We start from the raw sequence: 24,559 nt of genomic DNA on the forward strand, positions 1-24,559 counted from the left end.
GGTGGCCAATGCAGGCTCTCGACGCTTTGCTCAACCGTGTTTCCGTACCGCGCCTGCTGGAACCGGCCCCTACTGCCGAGCAGCGCGAAGTGCTGTTCGCGGCAGCCATGCGTGCGCCGGACCACGGCCAACTGCGGCCGTGGCGCTTCCTCACCGTGGAAGGCGCAGCCCGCGAGCAAATGGGCACCCTGCTGGCCGAAGCGGCCCGCCTGCAAGACCCCGAGGCCCCGCAAGCGGTGATCGACAAGGCGCAGAATGGCCCGTTGCGTGCGCCGTTGGTGGTGGTGGTGATTGCCCGTCTGCAGGAGCACTTCAAGGTGCCCAAGTCCGAGCAATTGCTGGCGGCGGCCTGTGCGGCCCACGGTATTTTGCTGGCGGCGTATGCCCAGGGCATTGGTGCGGTGTGGCGGACCGGGGATTTGTCGTATTCGGCGCATGTGGCCAAGGGGTTGGGGCTGAGTGCGGGTGAGGAAGTGATTGGCTTCCTTTATTTGGGCACTGCGCAAAACCCGCCGCGGACGGCGGCGAAAGAAGACATCACGGCGTTTGTCAGCGCCTGGACCGGTGTTTGACTCACTGCAAATCTGCTGGTGCTGTATGTGGGAGCGGGCTTGCCCGCGATAGCGCAGTGTCAGTCGCCGGATTTATTGACGGGTCCACCGCTATCGCGAGCAAGCCCGCTCCCACATGGGGTATTTCATCGTTTTCCGGACCTGGGTCTACACCCGGAACTGATCCATCAGTTTCATCTGCTGGTTGGCCAATGCATTCAACTGGCTGCTGATCGCCGCCGATTCAGTGGCCTGACCGGTCAAGGTCTCGGTCACGGTACGGATCGCCGAAACGTTGCGGTTGACCTCTTCGGCCACGGCGCTCTGTTCTTCGGCAGCGCTGGCGATTTGCAGGTTCATGTCGCTGATCACCGTCACCGCATCGCTGATCTTGCCCAGGGCCTGGACCGCCTGCTGGATCTGCCCGGCGTTGTTCTGCGCCTGGCTCTGGCTCGAATGCATGGTGGTCACTACCCCACGGGTAGCGCTCTGGATACGTTCTATGACCAGGCGGATTTCTTCCACTGAGTCCTGGGTGCGTCGCGCCAGGTTGCGCACTTCGTCTGCCACTACCGCAAAACCCCGTCCGCTTTCCCCGGCGCGTGCCGCTTCAATCGCCGCGTTGAGCGCCAGCAGGTTGGTCTGCTCGGCAATGCTGCGGATCACCTCCAGCACCGAGCCGATCTGCTCACTGTTGACCGCCAGGGCTTCGACCTCGGTCACCGCCTTGCTGACTTCTTCGGCGAGGGTGGTGATATCGCGGGTACTGCGCTCGATAATCGCCATGCCTTCACGGGCCGATTGATCGGCGCCGCGTGCTGCACTGGCCGCATTTGAGGCGCTGTTGGCCACCTCATGGGCGGTGGCGCTCATCTCGTTGGAGGCGGTGGCCACCTGGTCGATCTCGCGAAATTGCACCTGCATGCCTTCGCTGGTCTGGCGCGCGATTTCCGAGGACTGATCCGCGGTGCCACGGGCTTCAGTGATGCTCTGCTTGATCTGGGCGATGGTCGGCTGCAGCTTGTCGAGGAAGCGATTGAACCAACTGACCAGCTCCCCCAGTTCGTCTTTTTTCGTGTAAGTCAGGCGCTGGGTCAGGTCGCCGTCGCCGCTGGCAATATCCTTGAGCATCGCCGCCACGCTGTTGATCGGGCGAGTCACCCCCGTCGCGGTCAGCCATATCAGCAGCAGGCCCAGCAGGCCAGCCACGGCGCCCACCAGCAACGCCTGGAGTGTGCCGCGGGCTTGGGCGTCGTCGAGCACGCCTTGCAACTTGACCGAATCGGCCAGCAGCACGTCCTTGGGCAGCTTGATCAACACGCCCCAGGGCTTGGCACCGGCAATCGGCTTGAGCGGATATACCGCGCGGATCGTGTCGTCCTGCTCGCGGACCTTGCGCGTTTCACTGGCCAGCAGTTGCACGATCTCTTTGCCTTCGCCGCCAAGCATATCGACGATGCTCTTGCCGACCTTGTCCGGCTCGCCACTGTAGCCGGCGATCAGGCCACTGCTGGAGAGGATTTCCATGATTCCGGCGCCGTCGAACAGCTCTTTTTGCGCAGTATTGGCCGCCGCTTGCAGGGCGTCCAAGGCAATGTCGATGCCGATCACCCCAATCACCTTGCCGTCGGCCAGCAGCGGCAGGGAGATGGTGGTCATCAGCATCGACTTGCCGGCCACTTCGTCGGCGTACGGGTCCAGCAGGCAAACGCTGCGGGTATCCCGTGGGCAGGTGTACCAGATGTTGTAGGGCGTGCCGCTGAGATTGAGGGTGGTCTTGGTCAGGTCCGCTTCCACCATGATCGTGTTCAGGCCTTCACCGCCGGCCCGGCTCCAATAGCTGGAAAAACGCCCGGCTTCGTTGGAGGCGCGCAGCTTGTCGTCGATAAATTCGCTGTCCTTGCCATCCAGGCCGTTGGGTTCAAACGACAACCAGATCCCCAGCACCTTGGTGTTGCGCTCGAAGGCGGTCTTGATCTGCTGATTGAGCTCCTCGCGCACGGCCCCTGCTTCCAGCGAACGCTTGGCGGCCATGTTGCGCAAGTCCTTGACCTGATCGGCGAGGGCGGTGACCACCAACAGGCTCTCGCCGAAGGCTTTCTGTACTTGCACCGCCTGCTCGGCGGCCTTGGCCTGGAGCAGGTTTTCCACGCTGGTGGTGAGCATCTGCGAACTTGAGGCGCTGACCAACTGGTCGTTCTGGTTGGTCTGGTAGATGTTCAGGCTGACGATCAGCGCAATCACCCCCAACAGGCAGAGGCCGGAGAGCAGCACGATTTTCAAGCGGATGGAGAGGGTGTCGAACATGGGCTTACTCGCGATTGGACTTGTTGGTGTGCAAGCAGGGCAACGGCCAAGTCCATTCGGCGCTATGCCCGGAACATCGGCACCGACGGGTAATTCATGAGGAACAGGCGATGAGCGGTAGGGCGCTCAGGCGGGGGTTCGCGCCAGGCGTTCGGGGCGTGACCAGATCCACAGGTTGCCCAGGCTCATGCCGGCGATCGCCAGGTAGATCGGCCACCCGTGATCGAGCATCACCAGCATCAGGCCGGCACACAGCAGCATGCTCACGGTGGCGCTGACCTTGGCCCGGCGCGCGATGATCTTGCCGTTGCGCCAGTTGAACAGGATCGGCCCGAACAGCCGGTGGTTTTCCAGCCACGCGCTCAGGCGCGGCGAGCTCTTGGTGGCAGCCCAGGCGGCCAGCAGGATGAATTCGGTGGTGGGCAGGCCCGGTATGACAATCGCGATCAAGCCGATCCCCAGGCTGACATAGGCCAGCAGGCCGAACAGGATTCGGGCGAGCTTGGAGGAGGAGGGGGCGGGGGCTGTCATAGGTACGATTTGTCTGGGTTTCGAAAAATCTGCAAATGGAGCGCGATCAACATGTGGGGGCTGGCTTGCCTGCGATGCAGACGCTTCGGTGTATCAGTTAGACCGAGGCGATGCTATCGCAGGCAAGCCAGCTCCCACATTCATTGCATGCCAGCAGCGGGTCAGGCCAGTTCTGGGGCGCTAGCGTACGCCTGTTCCAGCAACACGGTGAAGCGTACAAAGGCATCCACTGCACCTTTTTCCGCCGCCGCTTCTTCTTCGGTGCTCAGTTCCAGGCTATCGAGGGTGCGGGTGAAGCGCTTCCAACCTTCGGCACGGCCACCGGCCGGCTCGCCAAGGTGGCGGGCCCCGAAGGTTTCGCTCAGGCCCAGGCCAACGGCACGTTTGATCAGGAATGCCGCGCCCAGCTTGGAGCCTTCGGAGACGAACAGCCAGCCCAGGGCCTCGGCCTTGCTCGGGTTCTGCACGGCACCGGCCACGGGGGCAGGCACTTCGGTTTCCAGGTCGGCCAGGTCCAGCTTGGCGGCGTCGGCGCGGCAGCGCTCGGCCAGGTCGGGCACCAGCTTGATCAGCTCGGGATCGTTGTACAGCGCCACCAGTTCCGACTGGAACAGGTACTGCGCGACCACGAAACGGGCGAAGTTGGCCTGGGTTTCAAACGGGGCGTGAGCCTTGACCAGGGCGTCGAGCTTGGTGTGTGGCTCGTGGGTGATCTGGTTCAGGCGCTGGGAGCGCAGGCTTGCGCGTTCTGTGGTGGTGGAAGCGGTCATTGGATGTCCTTGAGAAGGAAAAGCGCCTTGTTGCCAGGCTGTTATTACTAGACGAACAAGAAGACGCGTCACAGTAAAAAATCCTCACCCCGGCCGGCGATAAAACCGGCGAGGCGGGGTTGCGTGGGTCAGATATCCCAGATCAGGTTGATCGCAAAGTTACGCCCTGGCTGGGTCAGGCGGTCCAGGCTGGCCGGCGAGGTCACGCCGGCTTCGCCCACGCCGTCGTAGCTGCGTACGTCATCCCAGTTCCAGTATTTCTTGTCGGTCAGGTTGTACAGGCCGCCGTTGACGGTCAGCTCGTCGGTGACTTTGTAGAAGCCGGTCAGGTCGACGATGCCAAAGCCCGGGGTCTTGAACGGGCCGTTGGCCTTGATGCCGGTCGGGGTAAAGAACGTGGCGCTGTCCACCCGGTTCTGTTTCTTGACCAGGGTCCAACTGACCAGCGCACCGTAGGTGTCCTGGTCGTAGCCCAGGCCGAATACACCCTTGAGCGGGTTGACGCTGTTCAGCGGCTGGCCGGTTTCGTCGTTGCGGCCATGGGCGTAGGCAATCGCGCCTTTGCTGTACAGGCCTTGCGGTGCGCCGAAGGCGTCCAGGTTCAAACGCCCTTTGACCTCCATGCCCTTGATGGTGGCGCGCTTGATGTTGCCGGGCTGGAAGATGGTACCGGTTGGGCTCAGCGCGGCGTTGTCCTCGTCAATGAAGTCACGGTACTTGTTATAGAACACCGCGACGTCGAAATTGCCTGAGTCGAAGTTGCCACGGATTCCGGTTTCGTAGCTTTTGCTGGTTTCCGGCTTGAGGTTCGAGTTGGGCTCGACGACATAGTTTTCTTCCAGGTTTTCAAAACGGCCATACAGCGCTTTGGCTGATGGCGTGCGGAAACCTTCGGCGTACTGGCCAAACCAGGTGTACTGCTCGGTCAGTGCGTAGGTCACGCCCAGTTTTGGCGAGAAGCGATGCCAGGTTTTGTTCGAGTCGTCGTGGGGGTACTTGCGGTCCGGGTCGGTGGTATTGAGGAACGCTTCGGTCAGTTTGGGTTTGAGCTGGATGTAGTCGTAGCGCAGGCTGGGCAGGAAGGTCCAGTCATTCCAGCTGATCTGATCCTGGGCAAACAGCGCGTAGCTGTTGATGGTCGGATCGGGGAAATCGCTGGCTTTTTTCACGCTGTCGGCAGGGGTTGGGCTCGGTGCGCCGATGGCAGTGCAGCCCGCGCCTACAGCCAGGCAGGTCGCCGCACCTTCGCGCGAACCGGTGACTTTCTGCTGCTTGATCGTGGTGCCGTAGGTCAGCAGGTGATCGGTATCGCCGATGACGAAGGCCTTGTCCAACTGCGCGTCGAACACCCACTGCTTTTCTTCGTAGAGGGTGTCGCGGGTACGCAGCACGCGGCGGCCGGCCTGATAGATTTCGCTGGTGGCCTGGTCGGTCTTGGCGATCTGGTAGTTGAGGCTGGTCTTGATGTGATCGGCAATCGGCGAGTCGAGTGAAAACTTGTTCTCCAGGCCAAAGCGTTCGCGGGTGATGGTGTCGTTACCGCGGCGGTCACGGTACATGTTCGTGCCCTGGCCCTCGAGGAAGATCCCGCCCACCGCACTTTTCTGGTTGATGTCGCGGTCGTCCTTGTACTTCTCGTAGGTCAGGCCCAGGCGGTTGTCTTCGCCGTAGTTCCAGCCCAGCTTGGCCAGCACGTTGGTAGTGCGCACGTCTTCCGGGTTGGCGCCGGTGCGGGCCAGGCCGGTGGCGTTGTTGCCGTTATGAGACTCCATCTCGTGGCCGTTGCGCTGGCTCAGGTGCAGCAAACCGTCGAAGTCCTGCACCCGGCCGGCGACGGTGCCGGAGGTCAGCCAGCTTTCGTCCGCCGAGCTGTAGCCGGTCTTCAGGCGCGCGCCCACATCCTGGCCGGGCTTGATGATGTCATCCGGATCGAGGGTGAAGTAGCTGACGGCGCCGCCGATGGCGCTGCTGCCGTACAGGGCCGAGGCCGGGCCACGGATGATTTCCACGCGCTTGACGATTTCTGGGTCGACATAGTTGCGTCGGGTCTTGGCGTACGGGCCGTTGAAGAAGTTGTCCGGCACCTCTACACCGTCGACCTGGGTGAGGATGCGGTCGCCGTCGATCCCGCGAATGTTGTAGCCGGAGTTACCGGAGCGGGTGCCCGCGCCACCGACCGAGACGCCCGGTTCGTAGCGCACCAGTTCGCGGATGGTGTTGACGTTCTGGCGGTCCAGCTCCTCGCGCTCATGCACGGTGACGGTGCTGGGCACGCTGTCTACCGCTTGTTCCTGACGGGTGGCGCTGATGGTCATTTGCTGCAGGGTGATAGCACTGCCCGCCGTGCGCTTTTCCAGGACGATGTTGTTGTTACCCAGTTTGCGGTAGTTCAGGTTGGTCCCCACCAACAGCCGATCCAGGGCCTTTTCCGGTGTCAGTGAGCCCCGTGCACCGGGGGATGAAACCCCTTGGCCCAGTTCGGCGGGCAGGCCGATCTGCCAGCCGGTGACGGCGGTAAAGGCGTTGAGCGCCGACACCAGGGATTGCTGCTCGATGCTGAAGGTGTAATTGGCGTGGCTGCGCGCAGCGGGTTCGGCGGCAGCGGCCGTCAGGACCGGGCTGCCTGCCAACAGGATCGCGGCGGCCAGCAGGCAAAGCGTGGGCGAAGAGGACCGGCGGTTGAAACGAGAGGACATCGAGAGCGCTCCGAGGTACGAGTCTTATAGTTGCGAGCCTGAATCAAATAGGAATCAGTTGCATTGGCTAAGACGAGACGTACCAGCAGAGGTTATCGAGTAAAAATAATTATTCTCAATTGAGAATGACTAGCGCGGGGAACTCCGAGAGCCTGGCCGAGGTGATATGCGCCAGGGAGCGCACCACGTCCAGGGGCTGGTCCAGGCGGTAATTACCGGTCACCGCGACGCTGGCCAGTTGCTCGTTGGTGTTGACGATCCAGCCCGGGTAATAGCGCCGCAGCTCTGCCAGCACTTCACTCATCGGGCAGTTTTCAAAGACCAGTCGGCCCTGGACCCACGCCAGCTCCTTGGTCGCATCGAGTTTGGAGGGTTGGCCGAAGCCCTCGGGGCCGACGCGGATGCTTTCGCCGGCACTCAGGCGCACCCGGTTGTTGCCGAAGGGGGTACTCAGGTCAACGTCTCCGCGTTGCACCTGAACCTGGGCCTCACCGTTGAGATAACGCACAGCGAATGCCGTATCGCTGACACTGGCGCGCACTGGGCCGGCGTCGATTTGCAGGGGCAGGCCACGGTTGGCCGCGACTTCGAAAAACGCCTCGCCCTGGTACAGGCGGGCGATGCGCTGATGTTCGTCGATGGTGCTGGAAAACGCCGAATTGGTATTGAGCAGCACCTTGGAGCCGTCATCCAGCTGCAGGCGCTGGCGCTCGCCGACCACGGTCAAATGGTCGGCCTGCAGGCGCACCGGCAGGTTGCTGAAGCTGAACAGCCCGAGCAGCAACACCGCCGCCGTGGCCAAGGGCTTCCAGTGCGGCTTGATGCGCCGCCAGGCGCTGGGCTTGCGCGGTGCATTGAGGGCCACGGCGGCGCTGTGTACCGGCGCACCGCCCCAGGCGGCCTGGGCTTTGGCAAAGGCTTGGGCGTGACTCGGGTCGGCGGTGAGCCAGGCCTGGAACTCGGCCTGCTGGCCTGGCTGCGGGCATTGCAAAGCGATCAGCCAGTCGAGGGCTTGGTCCATGGCCGCATGTTGCAACACCTCATGAGCCAGCTCATGGGGGCGCAGTTTGTTCGGGTCCGTCACGGTGTTCCTCGGGTCTTCGCCACGTTTTATTCAGTGTCTTGCGTATTTTTGCGACATTTCTGTCGGCTTGTCCCGACAAAGCTTAAGGGTGATCGAGTCGTTCGGCCACACCTATGCAGATGGCCATGATCAATTTCAGTTCCTTTTGCACGGTGCTCAAGGACACCTGCAACTGGTCGGCAATCTCCTGATAGCTGCAGCCGTGCAGGCGGCTGAGGATAAAAATCTGCTGCTGGCGGGCGCTCAACTGTCCGAGGCTGACACTCAGGTGCTCCAGCAATTGCTCGGCGTGGGCGGCATCTTCGGGCGTCGTGACCGGGGAGGCGACGCTTTGCAGGACATCCAATGGGACATCTTCCTGCAAGGTGCGGGACTGGATCCGACGCGCGCGCAGATGGTCGAGGGCCAGGTTGCGTGCGGTCTGGAACACGAAAGGTTCGAGGTGATCAATCGGTCGCTCGCTGAGCGCCCGGGTGACGCGCAGGTAGGTTTCCTGCAACAGGTCCTCGGCGGTGCTGTGGTTATTCACCATCCGCTGCAAGGTGCGCAGTAGCACCACCCGTTGGGTGAGGAAGACTTGATTGAAGCGAGATAGGCTCACAGTGATACCGGACCAATTGGCAGTTAATGATAATGCTTATCATCAACGCAAATGGCAAGTGGCTATTTCTCTGAACCCACGCAAGACAAATGTGGGAGCGGGCTTGCTCGCGAATGCGGTGGGTCAGTCAATACATTCATTACTGACCCACCGCATTCGCGAGCAAGCCCGCTCCCACAGGGGGGGTTATTCGGCGTTACACAGCGCCAGGCAGTTATCCAGCATACGGTTGGAGAAGCCCCATTCGTTGTCGTACCACGCCAGTACCTTGAGCAGCTTGCCACTGGACTTGGTGTGGTTGGCGTCGAAGATCGACGACAGCGGGTTATGGTTGAAGTCACTGGAAACCAGCGGCAGGGTGTTGTAGCCGAGGATTTTCGAGTGTTGGCTGGCTTCTTTGAGCAGCGCGTTGACCTCATCGGCCGTGGCTTCTTTTTTCAGTTGCACGGTCAGGTCCACCAGCGACACGTTGATCACCGGCACGCGCACCGCCATGCCCGTCAGCTTACCCGCCAGTTCCGGCAGGACCAGGCCCACCGCTTCGGCTGCACCGGTCTTGCTCGGGATCATGTTCTGCGTGGCCGAGCGGGCGCGGTACGGGTCGGTGTGGTAGACGTCGGTCAGGTTCTGGTCGTTGGTGTAAGCGTGGATGGTGGTCATCAGGCCGCTTTCGATACCCAATTCGCGGTGCAGCACCTGGGCCACCGGCGCCAGGCAGTTGGTGGTGCAGGAGGCGTTGGAGATGATCTGGTGGGATTGACGCAAGATGTCATGGTTGACCCCGTAGACCACGGTGGCATCCGCGCCCTTGGCCGGGGCCGAGATGATGACCTTGCGCGCGCCGGCGCTAATATGGGCAGCAGCCTTGTCACGGTCGGTGAACAGACCGGTGCATTCGAACACCACGTCGATCTTGTGCGCAGCCCACGGCAGGTCGGCGGGGTTGCGAATGGCACTCACGGCGATCCGGTCGCCATTGACGGTCAGGCTTTCCTGATCGTGAGCAACCTCTGCATCGAAAGTGCCATGGACGGTGTCGTATTTGAGCAGGTGGGCATTGATCGAACTGTCGCCCAGATCATTGATGGCGACGATCTGCAAATCCTGGCGGTAACCTTGGGTATAAAGTGCACGCAGGACGTTGCGGCCAATACGGCCAAAACCATTGATTGCAATCCGAAGAGTCATTTGAAAGCGCCTGTCGTCGATTTGTTGTAAGAATTACAAGATTATTCGCATAAAAATAGAAAACAAGCCTTTTTAGTGGCAATATTTTGTTCAATCTACAACGAGTGACCTGAATCAACTGGTCCGATGATCCAAACGACTCCCTGCCATCCCATGAGCGGTGGGCGTTTGATCAGCATAGACACTCAGGTCGCCACATCCGTTAGCCTGGAGTTCTACACATGCATCCCCGCGTACTTGAGGTCACCGAACGCCTTATCGCCCGCAGCCGGGCAACCCGTGAGGCGTACCTTGCGCTGATTCGCGGCGCGGCCAGCGACGGGCCGATGCGCGGCAAGCTGCAATGCGCCAACTTTGCCCACGGCGTGGCCGGGTGCGGCACTGAAGATAAAAACAGCCTGCGGATGATGAATGCCGCCAACGTGGCAATTGTTTCGTCATATAACGACATGCTCTCGGCGCACCAGCCGTACGAACATTTCCCGGAACAGATCAAAAAAGCCCTGCGCGAAGTCGGCTCGGTCGGCCAGTTCGCCGGCGGCACCCCGGCCATGTGCGACGGTGTGACCCAGGGCGAGCCGGGCATGGAGCTGAGCCTGCTCAGCCGCGAAGTGATTGCCATGTCCACGGCGGTAGCGCTGTCCCACAACATGTTCGACGCCGCGCTGATGCTGGGGATCTGCGACAAGATCGTCCCGGGCCTGATGATGGGCGCCCTGCGTTATGGCCATCTGCCGATGATCTTCGTGCCCGGCGGGCCGATGCCCTCGGGGATCTCCAACAAACAGAAGGCCGATGTGCGCCAGCGCTATGCCGAAGGCAAGGCCAGCCGCGAAGAGCTGCTGGAATCGGAGATGAAGTCCTACCACAGCCCCGGCACCTGCACCTTCTACGGCACCGCCAACACCAACCAGTTGCTGATGGAAGTGATGGGCCTGCACTTGCCGGGCGCTTCGTTCGTCAACCCGTACACACCGCTGCGCGATGCACTGACCCGCGAGGCTGCGCACCAGGTCACGCGCCTGACCAAGGCCAATGGCAACTTCACACCGATCGGCGAGATCGTCGACGAAAAATCCCTGGTCAACTCCATCGTCGCTCTCAACGCCACCGGCGGCTCGACCAACCACACCCTGCATATGCCGGCCATCGCCATGGCCGCGGGCATCATCCTCACCTGGCAGGACATGGCCGACCTCTCGGAAGTGGTGCCGACCCTGTCCCACGTCTACCCGAACGGTAAAGCTGACATCAACCACTTCCAGGCGGCGGGCGGCATGTCGTTCCTGATCCGCGAGTTGCTGGAAGCCGGCCTGCTCCACGAAGACGTCAACACCGTGGCCGGCCATGGCCTGAGCCGCTACACCCAGGAGCCATTCCTGGTGGATGGCGAACTGGTCTGGCGTGAAGGCCCGATCGAAAGCCTCGACGAAAGCATCCTGCGCCCGGTGGCCCGTGCCTTCTCCCCGGAGGGTGGCTTGCGAGTGATGGAAGGCAACCTCGGCCGTGGGGTGATGAAAGTCTCGGCCGTGGCCCTCGAGCATCAAATCGTCGAAGCGCCGGCCGTGGTGTTCCAGGACCAGCAGGACCTGGCGGACGCGTTCAAGGCCGGCCAGTTGGAGAAGGATTTTGTCGCGGTGATGCGCTTCCAGGGGCCGCGCTCCAATGGCATGCCGGAATTGCACAAGATGACGCCGTTCCTTGGTGTGTTGCAGGACCGGGGTTTCAAAGTCGCATTGGTGACAGACGGGCGCATGTCCGGCGCCTCGGGTAAGATTCCCGCCGCGATTCACGTCAGCCCCGAAGCCCAGTGCGGTGGGGCGCTGGCGCGGGTCAAGGATGGCGATATCATTCGCGTCGATGGCGTCAAAGGCACCCTCGAGCTTAAGGTGGACGCCGAAGAATTTGCAGCGCGCGCGCCTGCCACGGGCCTGTTGGGCAATAACGTGGGGGCCGGTCGCGAGCTGTTTGCATTTATGCGCCTGGCCGCAAGCTCCGCAGAGCAGGGCGCCAGCGCCTTTACCTCTGCCCTGGAGACACTTAAGTGAAACTTGCGCTGGTTGGTGACATCGGCGGTACCAACGCCCGGTTTGCGTTATGGCGGGACCAGGCACTGCATTCGATCCGGGTGCTGGCCACGGCGGATCACGCCAGCCCTGAAGAGGCGATCAAGGTCTACCTCGCCGAGGAAGGCCTGGCGCCGGGTTCCATCGGCGCGGTGTGCCTGTCGGTGGCCGGGCCGGTAAGTGGTGATGAGTTCAAGTTCACCAACAACCATTGGCGCCTGAGCAAGACCGCGTTCTGCAAGGCCCTGCAAGTGGACGAGCTGCTGCTGGTCAATGACTTCTCGGCCATGGCCCTGGGCATGACCCTCCTGCAACCCGATGAGTACCGCGTGGTCTGCGCCGGCACCCCGGAGCCGTGGCGCCCGGCCGTGGTGATCGGCCCAGGCACAGGGCTGGGCGTGGGCACCTTGCTGGACCTGGGCGCCGGCCGCTGGGCCGCGTTGCCGGGCGAGGGCGGGCATGTCGACCTGCCCCTGAGCAGCCCACGGGAAACCCAGTTGTGGCAACACATCTACAACGAGATCGGGCATGTCAGCGCCGAGACCGCCCTGAGCGGTAGCGGTCTGCCACGCCTGTACCGGGCGATCTGCGCGGTGGACGGCCATCCGGCGGTATTGGAAACCCCGGAGGCGATTACTGCGGCAGGGTTGGCTGGCGATCCGGTGGCGATGGAGGTCCTCGACCAGTTCAGCATCTGGCTGGGCCGCGTGGCCGGCAATAACGTGCTGACCACCGGCGCCCGGGGTGGGGTGTATATCGTGGGCGGGGTGATCCCGCGGTTTGCCGAGTTCTTTATCAACAGTGGCTTTGCCAAGAGCTTTGCGGACAAAGGTTGCATGAGCGACTACTTCAAAGGGATCCCGGTGTGGTTGGTGACGGCGCCGTATTCCGGGTTGACCGGGGCGGGTGTGGCGTTGGAGCAGGCATTTGCGTAGGCAGTGATGGCCCCATCGCGGGCAAGCCCACTCCCACATTTGATTGTGTTCACAAATCAAAATGTGGGAGTGGGCTTGCCCGCGAAGAGGCCCTAGAGAGCACCCCATAACAACAAGGAGGCCCCCGTGAGCGTAATCAGTAAATCCATTCTTCTCGTCGATGACGACGAGGAAATCCGCGAGTTGCTGCAAACCTACCTCAGTCGCGCCGGCTTCCAGGTGCGGGGCGTGCCCAATGGCGCAGGGTTTCGCCAAGCCATGGACGAAGCCCCATGCGACCTGGTGATCCTCGACGTCATGCTGCCCGACGAAGACGGCTTCAGCCTCTGCCGCTGGGTACGTCAGCACCCGCGTCAGGCCCAGGTGCCGATCATCATGCTCACCGCCAGTTCCGACGAGGCCGACCGGGTCATTGGTCTGGAGCTGGGTGCCGACGATTACATCGGTAAACCTTTCAGCCCCCGTGAGCTGCAGGCACGCATCAAGGCCCTGTTGCGCCGCTGCCAGTTTGGCCAGGAGCGCAGCGGTGGCGATGTGCTGGTGTTTGATGAGTGGCGGCTGGACATGATCAGCCATCGCTTGTTTCACGTTGATGGCGAGGAAGTCATCCTCTCCGGCGCCGACTTTGCCCTGCTCAAACTGTTCCTCGATCACCCGCAGCAAATCCTTGATCGCGACACCATTGGCAATGCCACCCGTGGCCGTGACCTGATGCCCCTGGACCGCATTGTCGACATGGCCGTCAGCCGCCTGCGACAACGCCTGCGCGACACCGAGAAGCCGCCACGGCTGATCCGCACCGTGCGCGGCAGCGGTTACCAACTGGCGGCCAGTGTGGTTGCCAGCAATGCCCACTGAGCGCCGGCGCATTCCGGTCCCGCGTTCCTTGTTGGGGCGCATGCTGCTGCTGACCCTGTTGGCGGTGCTGTTCGCCCAGGCTTTATCCAGCGTGATCTGGGTCTCGCAGCTGCGCGCCACCCAGCTTGAGGGCCTGGTCACCAGCGCCCGCAGCCTGGCCCATTCGATGACCGCCAGCGTCAGTTATTTCCGTTCCCTGCCGGTGGCTTATCGCCCGCTGGTGCTCGACCAGTTGCGCAGCATGGGCGGCACGCGCTTTGTGGTGACGCTCAACGACAAACCGCTGGATATGCAGATCTTGCCGCAAACCCCGCGCAAACAGGCGGTGCTCGGCGCGGTGGACGAAGTGCTGCGCCAGACCCTGGGCAGTGATGTACATTTTTCGGTGGAATTTGTCAGTGCCAAAGACCTGCGTATCTTCAATGCCGGCCTGAAACTCGATGAGCTGCCACGTTCCTGGGCGCATTACGCGCTGACCCTGGAGCCGGTCAACCCGCCGGTACTGGTGACGCAGATCGAGTTGGGCGCCGGCGAATGGCTGTATATCGCCTCGTTGCTGCCCGAGCCCTACACCAGCCTCGAAGAACAGGGTCTGCCGTCCCAGCAAGTGTGGTTTATCGTGCTGACCAGCGGCTTTCTGTTGTTGTTTATCGGCTTGCTGGTGCACTGGCAAAGCCGGCCGCTCAAGCGCCTGGCGCGGGCGGCGCGGGACCTGTCCCTGGGCGCCGACGTGGAGCCGGTGGCCGAAGGCGGCGGCAGCGAAGTGGTGGAGGTAGGCCGCGCGTTCAATGCCATGCGCGAGCGGATCAGCCGCTACCTGACCGAACGCAGCCAGTTGTTCAGCGCAATTTCCCACGACTTGCGCACACCAATCACACGCCTGCGGCTGCGGGTGGAACTGCTGGAAGACGAAAAGCTGCAAGCCAAGTTCGGCCGTGACCTGGATGAGCTGGAACTGCTGGTCAAGGGCGCGTTGCAGTGCGTCAAGGACACGGACATCCACGAGAACATCGAGCAAGTGGACCTCAACCATGTGCTCGACTGCCTGGTGGAGCCGTATCTGGCGCCCAACGGCAATGGCCGGGTGACCCAGCACGGCCGGGCGTTGACGGCCTATCCGGGCAAGCCGCTGGCGCTCAAGCGCTGCATTGGCAACCTGATCGACAACGCCTTGAAGTACGGGCAGAACGCCCATCTGCGTATCGAGGACGATGGTGCGCAGTTCATCCTGCATGTGGATGACGAGGGGCCCGGTGTACCGGAGCAGCGTCTGGAGCAGGTCTTCGAACCGCACTTTCGCCTGGCCGGGCAGCAGCAGGGTTATGGCCTGGGGCTGGGGATTGCACGCAATATCGCCCATAGCCATGGCGGCGAAGTGAGTTTGCAGAATTTGCGCGAAGGTGGCCTGCGGGTGACCTTGCAACTGCCCCGCACCCCGGACTAAGCAGCGCTGCCGAGCCTATGTGGGGCGGGCTTGCCTGCGATAGCGGTACATCTGACCCACCGCCATCGCAGGCAAGCCAGCTCCCACAGCGGTCCGCAGTAGGTCAGAGGCTCTGGCGCAACCTGGCTAAATCTCTAAGCGGCGGCGCCCCAAACAATCGGCTGTATTCCCGGCTGAACTGCGACGGGCTCTCATACCCCACCCGATACCCCGCCGCCGAGGCTTCCAGGCCTTCGGCGATCATCAGGCGCCGCGCTTCCTGCAAGCGCAGTTGCTTCTGGTACTGCAACGGACTCATGGCCGTGATGGCCTTGAAGCGGTGGTGCAGGGTCGACACGCTGAGATTCACTTCCTTGGCCAGGTCATCAATGCGTAGCGGTTGTTCGTAGTTGCCGTTCAGCCAGGTGATTGCGCGGCTGACCCGATGGCTCTGGCTATTGGCCACGGCAATTTCGTACAGGCGATAGCCCTGTGGCCCACGCAGCAAGCGGTAGAGGATTTCGCGATTGATCAACGGCGCCAACATCGCGATATCTTTGGGCGTATCCAGCAGGCGTGCCAGGCGCAATACGGCGTCGAGCAACTGGGTGTCGATCCGGTCGACATACATACCGCGCGCGGTCGGGCGCGTGGGCACCCCCATCGGGCCGGCTTCCGCAATCAGGGCGGTCAGTTGCGCCGGGTCGATATTGATGCGCACCGACAGGTTGGGGTCTTCGACCGTGGCGTCGATGACTCGCCCGGCCACCGGCATCGCGACCGAGAACACCAGGTAGTTGAGGGGGTCGTAGGCAAAGATTTCGTCGGCCAGGCGCACTTCCTTGCTGCCGTTGGCGAGGATGCACAGGGCAGGTTCCACCAGCACCGGCATGAAGTCGCGCGGCGTATTGTGGCGGTTCAGGTAGAGCGAAGTGATCGCGGTGCCGTAGGAACCGTCCTCCCAAGTGTGCCGGTGCACAATGCTGGCCAGTTCGGCGCGCTGTTTTTCCATCTCGGCATCGAGGGGAATGGACTGCTGTTCGGGCGACGACATGGAGCGTCCTCTGCATGCTTCTTTGATGGGCACAGCTTAGCGGTGGCGTTGCAAGCCGTGTTATGTCGATTCTGCACAATCCTTGCCTGATCCTGCGACGCGTCTGGAATCAGGCAAGCCCCCCGGCCTGTCATCTGCCTGAAACAAGGCGCTTGTCCCTGCAATAAAGCCTGGGGCCGAACCGGGTGTCTACGCTTCTGGCAGGATTGTGCAATAAGCCGGCAGGAATCGACTAACCGCGCAGGGGCCTGCGCCCGTATCTTTGATTGTGTGGCAACACGCCCTCACAGTGCTTGCCGAGCATCACTTCTCAACGGGAGAGTCGAACATGTCCACCCCCATTCCCGCGAGCCATCTGGCCTTTATCCGCGCCCGCAGCGGGTGCAGCACCGAACTGGGTGCACGCTTGAGCAGTTTGATCGAACCGGGCCGTCAGGCTCAGGGTTGCCTGCAATTCTCGTTGCAGCATTCCCAGGTTGACCCCGATGTCTGGTTGGTTTCAGGTTTCTGGAGCAGCGAACAGGCCATGAGTGCCTACTTCAGCTCGCCGGCGCTGGTGCTGTTTACCGAGTTGTTGAACGACAGGGTCGTGCGCAGCATGGACTTCCAGACCTTCACTGACGCCTGCGCCGACAAGGCTTATGGCGAGTACCTGCAACTGGCCGGTTAGGGTTTAGAATGGCCGACTTTCCATTGGCCAGGACCTGCAACATGGCACGTAAAGAATTTGCCCACCACGAAGCTGTTTCCGCCCTAGTGCGCGAAGACCAGGGTGGCTATAGCGCCGCCATTGCCGTCAAGGCACTGGACGGCATGAGCGCACCGCGCTTTCACAAGATCCTCGATGGCCAACTGTTCAAGACTGCCGACGACGCCGACGATGCGGCGGCCCAGCAACTGGAGCGCTTGAGCGATATCGACGAAGAGGGCCAACTGGCCTGGGCAACCGCAACAAACTAAAGAACACCACCGACCCAACTGTGGGCGCGGGGTTTGTGTGGGAGCGGGCTTGCTCGCGAAAGCGGTGGATCAGTTCCAAATTGGCTGGCTGACACGACGCTTTCGCGAGCAAGCCCGCTCCCACACAAGCCGCTCCCACATTTTTAATTGCATTCGATCCAATCAGGGTTTGGTAGCCCCAGGGCGGTACATCTTGAACAGCGCTTCCGGCCCCAGCTGGAAATAATCCGCCGGGCCGCCGCCCCGCAGAATCGGCTCGGCCGCCGCAGTGTCGTACACCCCATCCTTGAGCAACCATTTGGCGATATGCACCGCGACCACTTCGCCAAGCACCAGCCAGCTGGGCACCAGTTCCTTGTCGGCCCGCTGTAGCTGAATGATCTGCGTGACCTTGCACTCGAACGACACCGGGCTTTCGCCGACCCGCGGCACGGCGATCACTTTGGAGGCCACTGGCGTCAGCCCGGCCAATTCAAACTCGTTGACCTCTGGTGACACGGCGGCGCAGCTCTGGTTCATCTGCTCGGCCAGCGGGCGCGTGGCCAGGTTCCAGACAAATTCGCCGGTCTGTTCGATGTTGTTCAGGCTGTCTTTACGCCCGACGCTGGAAAAACCAATGATCGGCGGGATGTAGTTGAAGGCATTGAAAAAACTGTAGGGCGCCAGGTTCAGGCGGCCTTCGCGGTCCTGGGACGAAATCCAGCCAATCGGGCGTGGGCCGACGATGGCGTTGAACGGGTCATGGGGCAGGCCGTGGCCGTTGGCGGGTTCGTAGAAATGGATATCGTCAGGCATGGACGGGGGTTCCTGCGGCGGGGAAAAGCGCAATAGTGCAGGCCCAAGGGCAGGATTTCCACCGGATTGGCGGTGCCGCCTGGAGTTTTCATCCAGCAACCACCTGTTTTTTACCGCCCTGCGGCCAGTCTGCATGCAAGGATCGATGATCCTGCTCGTCTGGTTGCTGGTGATGATCGCCGGTGCCTGGTAGGTACAGCGCAGGGACAGCCGTCAGCCGCTGGCAGAGCTGTCCTGACGGGATGAAAAAAGGGCCATGTCATTGGATGACATGGCCCCTTTTCTACACCTGGCGAACCCTTAGTCCGTGGTGATCCGCGAATGCTTGCGGGTGTCTTTCATAGTGATGTAGACCAGCAGCGACACGGCAATACACGCGGTGACGTACCAGTAGTAGCCGGTTTCCATGCCGATGCTCTTGAACCACAGGGCGATGTATTCAGCGGTACCGCCGAAGATCGACACGGTCAGTGCGTAAGGCAGGCCGACGCCCAGTGCACGGATTTCGGTAGGGAACAGCTCGGCCTTCACCACGGCGTTGATCGAGGTGTAGCCGCTGACGATGATCAGCGCCGCCATGATCAGGAAGAACGCGCCCCACCAGGTCTGGACGGTGTGCAGGGTGGTGAGGATCGGCACGGTGAACAGGGTGCCGAGGATGCCGAAGGCGATCAGGATCGGCCGGCGACCGACCTTGTCCGACAGGCCGCCGACAATCGGTTGCAGGCACATGAACAGGAACAGCGTGGCCGCAGAAATGGTGGTGGAGTCGGAAATGCTCATGCCGACAGTGTTCACCAGGTACTTCTGCATGTAGGTGGTGTAGGTGTAGAAGGCCAGGGTGCCGCCCATGGTCAGGCCGACCACGGTCATCAGTTCCTTGGGGTGGCGCATCAAGGTGCGCATTGCGCTTTCCTTGGCTTTTTCCTTCTTGGTGAACGACTCGGTTTCTTCCATGCCGCGTCGCAGGTACAGGGCTACGACTGCGCACAGTGCGCCGATGGCAAACGGGATACGCCAGCCCCAGGCATACAGCTCTTCGGTGGTGAGGATCTGTTGCAGCACGATCAGCACCGCCAGCGCGATGAGCTGGCCGGAGATCAGGGTCACGTACTGGAAGCTGGAGAAGAAACCGCGACGTTCCTTGGTCGCCATTTCACTCAGGTAGGTGGCCGAGGTGCCGTATTCGCCACCGACCGACAGGCCTTGCAGCAAGCGGGCGAACACCAGCAGGATCGGCGCGCCGACACCAATGGTTTCATAACCGGGGCTCAGGGCGATGATCAGCGAGCCGAAGCACATCAGCAGTACCGACGCCATCAATGCGGCTTTACGGCCTGCGCGGTCGGCGTAGAGGCCCATCAGCCAGCCGCCAATCGGGCGCATCAAAAAGCCCACGGCGAAGATCGCGGCGGTGTTGAGCAGTTGGGCGGTAGTGTCGCCTTTAGGGAAGAAGGCCTTGGCGAAGTACAGCGAGAAAGCAGCGTAGACGTACCAGTCGTACCACTCGACCATATTGCCGACCGATCCGCTGAAGATCGACTTGATGCGGCTGGAGGTGGTGCGTGCTTGCGCCGGCGCAGCCGCCGACCCCAGAGGCAGGGTATTGGAGTTATCCATTGAAGGATCCTTCATGTCATTGTTTTTGTGGAGCGCGCGTCAGCGCAGCCTGGTTGGACCTATAGCAGGAGCTGTGCCAAGCAGGTGAGGGCCCGATCTAGAAGGGTTGGGGGATTATTTTGAGCGGAAAGTCGCTGATCATTTTTTGTTGATGAGCGGAAATCCGCTTATGGCGGCTGTCCTCATCGCAGGCAAGCCAGCTCCCACATTCTGATTTGCGAATACATTCAAGTGTGGGAGCTGGCTTGCCTGCGATGAGGCCCTCAGGGGGCCCTCAATCCATCGACAAAAACATTTCCCGGGTCAGCCCATGGCGCTGCATCTTTTCATTGAAGGTCCGCCGTGGCAGTTGCAGTTCGGCCAGAACCGCCTTGATATCGCCCTTATGCCGAGTCAGCGCGGCTTTCAGGCAATGGGCCTCGAATGCCTCCTGCTGCGCCGCCAGGGATTGCCCGGCCTCGATACCCTCCGGCTCCGGCTCGCCCAGGCCCAGCACCTGGCGTTCGGCGACGTTGGCCAGTTCGCGCACGTTGCCCGGCCAGTCATGGCTCAGCAACTGCCCCAGTTGCGGCCCGTTGAGGGGCACGGTCTCGCGGCCCAGGCGTTCGGCGGCTATCTGGGTAAAGTGGTCGAACAGCAGTGGGATATCTTCGCGGCGTTCGCGTAACGGTGGCAGGCGCAGTTGTGCCACCGTCAGGCGGTAGGCCAGGTCTTCACGAAAACGCCCGGCGCGGGCTTCGTCCAACAGGTCGGGCTTGGTGGCCGCAATGATGCGCAAGTCGACCTTGATGCTCTGGTTGGAACCCAGGCGCTCCAGTTTCTGTTCCTGCAACACCCGCAGCAGCTTCACCTGCTGGGCCAGGGGCATGCTTTCGATTTCGTCGAGAAACAACGTGCCGCCGTTGGCGTACTCCAGCTTGCCGATGCGCTTGCCCTGGGCGCCGGTGAAGGCGCCGCTTTCATGGCCGAACAGTTCGGCTTCAAACAGTTGCTCGGGAATCGCCGCACAGTTGAGCGCGACAAACGGCTTCTTTGCCCGGGGCCCGAAGTCATGCAGGCAACGGGCGACGAGTTCCTTGCCGCTGCCGGTCTCGCCGCGGATCAGCACATTGACCGGCAAACCGGCCAAGTCCAGCACCTGGCGCCGCAGGTTCTGCAGGCTGCGCGACACCCCCAACAGGCTCGACTCCAACTGGGCGCGATGATCGGCCTGTTGGTGCAGGCGGCGGTTTTCCAGGATCAGTCCGCGTTTGTCCAGGGCCCGGCGCAGGCTGGCGAGCAGGGCGTCGGGGCTGAAGGGTTTCTCGAGGAAGTCGTAGGCGCCGTCGCGCATGGCTTCGACGGCCATCGGCACATCGCCATGGCCGGTCAGCAGGATCACTGGCAAATCGGTATCGCGCCGTTGCACCTCGGCCAGCAGCTCCAGGCCGCTGAGGCCCGGCATGCGCACGTCGCTGAGAATCACCCCGGGGAAATCCCTGGGCAGCTTGGCCAGGCAGTCCTCGGCACGGCTGAACAACTGCACCTCGAACCCGGAGAGGCTCAGCCACTGTTCCACGGCCGTGCGGATGCTGGCCTCGTCATCAACCACGATCACCGCGTTCAGCATAGGTCTGGCGCCTCCAGCGCGATGGGCAGGATCAGGGTGAAGACGGCGCCGTCTCCCTGGTTGGCAGCAATCAGGCGCCCTCCCAGTTCATGCACGATAGCGTACGACACCGCCAGCCCAAGTCCGAGCCCGTCCCCCACCGGTTTGGTGGTGAAAAACGGGTCGAACACATTGTTCAGGTGTTCCTCGGCAATCCCACCGCCGCTGTCGCTGACGCTCAGGTGCCACAGTTGTTGATCAGCATGCAGGCGGATTTCCAGGCGCTTGCGTGGCTTGTTGGCCATGGCGTCCAGGGCATTGCGCAGCAGGTTGATCAGTACTTGTTCCAGGCGAATGGCATCGCCGCGCACCCAGGCCGGGCGGGTCAGGTCGAGCACGGTGCCGATGGCTTCGTCCCGCAGGCGTGCGTCGAGCAACTGCAGGGACTGGTCGACCACGGTCGCCAGGTCCAGGCGTTCGCGCAGGCCACTGGGGCTTTTGCGGGCGAAGGTCTTGAGATGGCCGGTGAGGGCGGCCATGCGGGTGAGCATGTCGTCCAACGGCGTCAGGGCCTGGTAGGCGTCGTCGATACGCCCGTGGTCGAGCAGCAGGCGCAAGGTGGCCAGTTGCATGCGCTGGGCAGTCAGTGGCTGGTTGATTTCATGGGCCAGGGCCGCGGACATCTGTCCCAGCGCCGCCAGCTTGGCCGACTGCACCAGGCCATCCTGGGCGGTGCGCAAGGCCCGGGTGCGTTCTTCCACCAGGCTCTCAAGCTCTGCGCGGCTGCGCTGGCGCAAGCGGGCGAGGCGCCAGCGCTGGCTGAGGAACAGCACCAGGAACACCAGGGTCAACCACAGGCCAGCGGCGGCGAGGCCGGCGTTACGTTGGTCTTCAAAGGCGACCTGGGGTTTGCGCAGCAGGTGCAAGGTCCAGCCTTCGGCTTTGAGAGGCAGGGATTCCCAGATGTAGTTGGCATTGCCTTCGGGCCCGGCGACGCGCATCAAGTGACTGTTTTCGTCAAAGCGCTGCAAAGTCTGGGTGTCCAGGGGCTGCAGTTGTTTTTTATCGTATTGGCGCGTGGCTTTGAGCTCGGCCAGATCGTTGGCCGACAGCGGGCGCAGGTTGCGGTAACGCCATCCGGGTTTATTGGCGATAAACACAATGCCCCGGGCATCGCTGACCAATAGCAGGTCGTCGCCCTGGGCCCATTCGCGCTCCAGTTCCGGGAACTCCAGTTTCACCACCATGGCGCCGAGAAACTGCTCCTGCTCATCCAGCACTGCGCTGGACAGGAAATACCCCGGAATCCCGGTGGTCACCCCCACCGCATAAAAGCGCCCGGTGCCCTGGCTGCGGGTCTGGCTGAAATACGGGCGAAACGCATAGTTGTGGCCGACATAGCTACTGGGCAACCGCCAGTTGCTGGCCGCCACGGCCAGGCCGGTGCGGTCCATCAGTTCCAGGGTCGACGACTGCGCGGCACTGTTGATGCGTTCCAGTTTGTGGTTGAGCACGTCCTGGGTTGCCGGATCCAGCGGGCCTTGCAAGGCGCGGATCATTTCCGAATCCAGGGCCAGTACGGCGGGCAGGGCGCGGTAACGTTCAATCAGGGTGTGCAGGGAGTTGGCGTACAGCGCCAGTTGCTGGTTGGCACGGCCGGCATCGTCCACCAGGGACTGGCGTTCAGCCTGGCGCATGGCAAGAGCGGCGGCCAAAACGGCACCGGCAATAATCAGCAGGGAGTAGAAGGTCAGACGCAATGGGCGAGGGATCGCGATCATACGAGAATGAACAGCTGCAGTAGGGGGCGAGCACCATACCATGCAGCAGGACGAGCGCAGTACTTGTGGCGAGCGGGCTTGCCCGCGATTGCATCGACGCGTTCTGCAGCCAGACCGCAGTGCCTGCATCGCGGCCAAGCCCGCTCCCACAAAATCGTCGGTCATAAAAAAGGCGACTGCGGCATGGAGCCACAGTCGCCTTTTATCCTTGCGGGGAGGTGCTTACTGCACCTCTACCGCCAGGCTCTCACTGATCTTTTTCTGCCAGATGGCAGGACCGGTGATGTGTACCGACTCGCCTTTGCTGTCGACGGCAACAGTGACCGGCATGTCCTTGACGTCGAACTCGTAGATCGCTTCCATGCCCAGTTCGGCGAAAGCTACCACGCGCGACTTCTTGATGGCTTGCGCCACCAGGTAAGCAGCGCCGCCGACGGCCATCAGGTACACGGCCTTGTGGTCCTTGATCGCTTCGATGGCGGTCGGGCCGCGCTCGGATTTGCCGATCATGCCCAGCAGGCCGGTTTGTTCGAGGATCTGGCGGGTGAACTTGTCCATCCGCGTGGCGGTGGTCGGGCCAGCCGGGCCAACCACTTCTTCGCGCACCGGATCTACCGGGCCGACGTAGTAGATGAAGCGACCCTTGAGGTCCACCGGCAGGGTTTCACCCTTGTTCAGCATCTCGACCATGCGCTTGTGCGCAGCGTCGCGACCGGTGAGCATCTTGCCGTTGAGCAGTACGGTTTCGCCCGGCTTCCAGCTTTGCACGTCTTCCGGGGTCAGGGTGTCGAGGTTGACGCGACGGGCCGACGGGCCGGCTTCCCAGACGATTTCCGGGTATGCGTCCAGCGGTGGCGCTTCCAGCGAGGCCGGGCCGGAACCGTCGAGCACGAAGTGCGCGTGACGGGTGGCGGCGCAGTTGGGGATCATGCACACCGGCAACGAGGCGGCGTGGGTCGGGTAGTCCATGATCTTCACGTCGAGCACGGTGGTCAGGCCACCCAGGCCCTGGGCGCCGATCCCCAGTTGGTTGACCTTCTCGAACAGCTCCAGGCGCATCTCTTCGATACGGTTGGACGGGCCGCGCTTTTTCAGCTCGTGGATGTCGATGGATTCCATCAACACTTCCTTGGCCATCACTGCGGCTTTCTCGGCGGTACCGCCGATGCCGATGCCGAGCATGCCCGGTGGGCACCAGCCGGCGCCCATGGTCGGAACGGTCTTGAGCACCCAGTCGACAATCGAGTCGGACGGGTTGAGCATGGCCATTTTCGACTTGTTCTCGGAACCACCGCCTTTGGCGGCCACGTCCACTTCCACGGTGTTACCCGGGACGATGGAGTAGTGGATCACTGCCGGAGTGTTGTCCTTGGTGTTTTTGCGCGCACCGGCCGGGTCGGCGAGGATCGAGGCGCGCAGGACGTTTTCCGGCAGGTTGTAGGCGCGACGCACGCCTTCGTTGATCATGTCGTCCAGGCCCATGGTGGCGCCATCCCAACGCACATCCATGCCCACGCGTACGAACACGGTGACGATCCCGGTGTCCTGGCAGATTGGGCGGTGGCCGGTGGCACACATGCGCGAGTTGATCAGGATCTGCGCCATGGAGTCACGGGCTGCCGGCGATTCTTCGCGCAGGTAGGCCTCGTGCATCGCCTGGATGAAGTCAACGGGGTGGTAGTAGGAAATGAATTGCAGGGCGTCGGCAACGCTCTGAATCAGGTCGTCTTGCTTGATCACGGTCATGAGTC

At 62.2% G+C, this 24,559-nt stretch carries 20 protein-coding genes; 7 read left to right on the forward strand and 13 right to left on the reverse strand.

Going from position 1 to position 24,559, the window contains the following annotated elements:
* The first annotated feature begins 8 nt into the window (after nucleotides 1–8).
* Nucleotides 9–572, forward strand: coding sequence for a nitroreductase family protein (locus tag JFT44_RS09640; RefSeq protein WP_057958653.1), 564 nt, complete (start codon nucleotides 9–11; stop codon nucleotides 570–572).
* A gap of 147 nt (nucleotides 573–719) precedes the next feature.
* Here the strand turns inward: JFT44_RS09640 and JFT44_RS09645 are convergent, their stop codons facing one another.
* From JFT44_RS09645 to gap, 7 genes are all read right to left on the reverse strand, one after another.
* The gene (locus tag JFT44_RS09645) at nucleotides 720–2,858 is read right to left on the reverse strand and encodes a methyl-accepting chemotaxis protein (protein ID WP_115128849.1); all 2,139 of its coding nucleotides are present in this window, start codon (nucleotides 2,856–2,858) and stop codon (nucleotides 720–722) included.
* Nucleotides 2,859–2,984: 126 nt separating this feature from the next.
* A complete protein-coding gene (locus JFT44_RS09650) occupies nucleotides 2,985–3,389 on the reverse strand; it encodes a YbaN family protein (protein ID WP_057439386.1) in 405 nt (134 codons plus the stop codon).
* A gap of 161 nt (nucleotides 3,390–3,550) precedes the next feature.
* Nucleotides 3,551–4,159, reverse strand: coding sequence for a biliverdin-producing heme oxygenase (locus JFT44_RS09655; RefSeq protein WP_198830595.1), 609 nt, complete (start codon nucleotides 4,157–4,159; stop codon nucleotides 3,551–3,553).
* 128 nt (nucleotides 4,160–4,287) lie between these two features.
* Nucleotides 4,288–6,855 carry a TonB-dependent receptor gene (locus JFT44_RS09660; protein ID WP_198830596.1) on the reverse strand — a complete coding sequence of 856 codons (2,568 nt, stop codon included), beginning with the start codon at nucleotides 6,853–6,855 and terminating at the stop codon, nucleotides 4,288–4,290.
* 115 nt (nucleotides 6,856–6,970) lie between these two features.
* Nucleotides 6,971–7,939, reverse strand: a complete 969-nt coding sequence (locus tag JFT44_RS09665) for a FecR domain-containing protein (protein WP_057958658.1) — start codon at nucleotides 7,937–7,939, stop codon at nucleotides 6,971–6,973.
* An 82-nt stretch (nucleotides 7,940–8,021) separates the two neighbouring features.
* Nucleotides 8,022–8,540: an RNA polymerase sigma factor gene (locus JFT44_RS09670; protein ID WP_057439388.1), complete on the reverse strand. Its 519-nt coding sequence runs from the start codon at nucleotides 8,538–8,540 to the stop codon at nucleotides 8,022–8,024.
* 186 nt (nucleotides 8,541–8,726) lie between these two features.
* Nucleotides 8,727–9,728, reverse strand: a complete 1,002-nt coding sequence (gap, locus tag JFT44_RS09675; RefSeq protein WP_029295415.1) for a type I glyceraldehyde-3-phosphate dehydrogenase — start codon at nucleotides 9,726–9,728, stop codon at nucleotides 8,727–8,729.
* Nucleotides 9,729–9,949: 221 nt separating this feature from the next.
* Between gap and edd the strand changes: the two genes are divergently transcribed.
* From edd to JFT44_RS09695, 4 genes are all read left to right on the forward strand, one after another.
* Nucleotides 9,950–11,776 carry a phosphogluconate dehydratase gene (edd, locus tag JFT44_RS09680; RefSeq protein WP_057439389.1) on the forward strand — a complete coding sequence of 609 codons (1,827 nt, stop codon included), beginning with the start codon at nucleotides 9,950–9,952 and terminating at the stop codon, nucleotides 11,774–11,776.
* Entirely contained in the window at nucleotides 11,773–12,729 is a 957-nt protein-coding gene (locus JFT44_RS09685; protein ID WP_198830597.1) for a glucokinase, read from the forward strand. The genes edd and JFT44_RS09685 overlap by 4 nt, the downstream gene beginning before the upstream one ends.
* A gap of 126 nt (nucleotides 12,730–12,855) precedes the next feature.
* Nucleotides 12,856–13,587, forward strand: a complete 732-nt coding sequence (locus tag JFT44_RS09690; protein ID WP_057439391.1) for a response regulator — start codon at nucleotides 12,856–12,858, stop codon at nucleotides 13,585–13,587.
* A complete protein-coding gene (locus JFT44_RS09695; RefSeq protein WP_128593251.1) occupies nucleotides 13,577–15,031 on the forward strand; it encodes an ATP-binding protein in 1,455 nt (484 codons plus the stop codon). The genes JFT44_RS09690 and JFT44_RS09695 overlap by 11 nt, the downstream gene beginning before the upstream one ends.
* A 103-nt stretch (nucleotides 15,032–15,134) precedes the next feature.
* On the opposite strand, the gene JFT44_RS09700 is transcribed toward JFT44_RS09695, so the two are convergent.
* Nucleotides 15,135–16,064, reverse strand: coding sequence for an AraC family transcriptional regulator (locus JFT44_RS09700; RefSeq protein ID WP_057439392.1), 930 nt, complete (start codon nucleotides 16,062–16,064; stop codon nucleotides 15,135–15,137).
* Between the two features lie 328 nt (nucleotides 16,065–16,392).
* Between JFT44_RS09700 and JFT44_RS09705 the strand changes: the two genes are divergently transcribed.
* Nucleotides 16,393–16,734, forward strand: coding sequence for an antibiotic biosynthesis monooxygenase family protein (locus JFT44_RS09705; RefSeq protein ID WP_057958661.1), 342 nt, complete (start codon nucleotides 16,393–16,395; stop codon nucleotides 16,732–16,734).
* An 8-nt stretch (nucleotides 16,735–16,742) separates the two neighbouring features.
* Entirely contained in the window at nucleotides 16,743–17,024 is a 282-nt protein-coding gene (locus tag JFT44_RS09710; protein WP_057439394.1) for a hypothetical protein, read from the forward strand.
* A gap of 162 nt (nucleotides 17,025–17,186) precedes the next feature.
* Here the strand turns inward: JFT44_RS09710 and JFT44_RS09715 are convergent, their stop codons facing one another.
* The 5 genes from JFT44_RS09715 to JFT44_RS09735 form a co-directional block, all read right to left on the reverse strand.
* Nucleotides 17,187–17,819 (reverse strand): flavin reductase family protein, encoded by a 633-nt coding sequence (locus JFT44_RS09715; RefSeq protein WP_120734035.1) that lies wholly within the window; start codon nucleotides 17,817–17,819, stop codon nucleotides 17,187–17,189.
* A gap of 300 nt (nucleotides 17,820–18,119) precedes the next feature.
* The gene (locus JFT44_RS09720; RefSeq protein ID WP_057958662.1) at nucleotides 18,120–19,439 is read right to left on the reverse strand and encodes an MFS transporter; all 1,320 of its coding nucleotides are present in this window, start codon (nucleotides 19,437–19,439) and stop codon (nucleotides 18,120–18,122) included.
* Between the two features lie 274 nt (nucleotides 19,440–19,713).
* Entirely contained in the window at nucleotides 19,714–21,048 is a 1,335-nt protein-coding gene (locus JFT44_RS09725) for a sigma-54 dependent transcriptional regulator (RefSeq protein WP_198830598.1), read from the reverse strand.
* Nucleotides 21,042–22,808 carry an ATP-binding protein gene (locus JFT44_RS09730; RefSeq protein WP_057440125.1) on the reverse strand — a complete coding sequence of 589 codons (1,767 nt, stop codon included), beginning with the start codon at nucleotides 22,806–22,808 and terminating at the stop codon, nucleotides 21,042–21,044. Before JFT44_RS09730 ends, JFT44_RS09725 begins: the two co-directional genes overlap by 7 nt.
* A gap of 222 nt (nucleotides 22,809–23,030) precedes the next feature.
* A complete protein-coding gene (locus JFT44_RS09735; protein WP_057960547.1) occupies nucleotides 23,031–24,554 on the reverse strand; it encodes a fumarate hydratase in 1,524 nt (507 codons plus the stop codon).
* Between the last annotated feature and the right edge of the window lie 5 nt (nucleotides 24,555–24,559).

This window comes from Pseudomonas sp. MF5691, assembly GCF_016405645.1.
Lineage (GTDB): Bacteria > Pseudomonadota > Gammaproteobacteria > Pseudomonadales > Pseudomonadaceae > Aquipseudomonas > Aquipseudomonas shahriarae.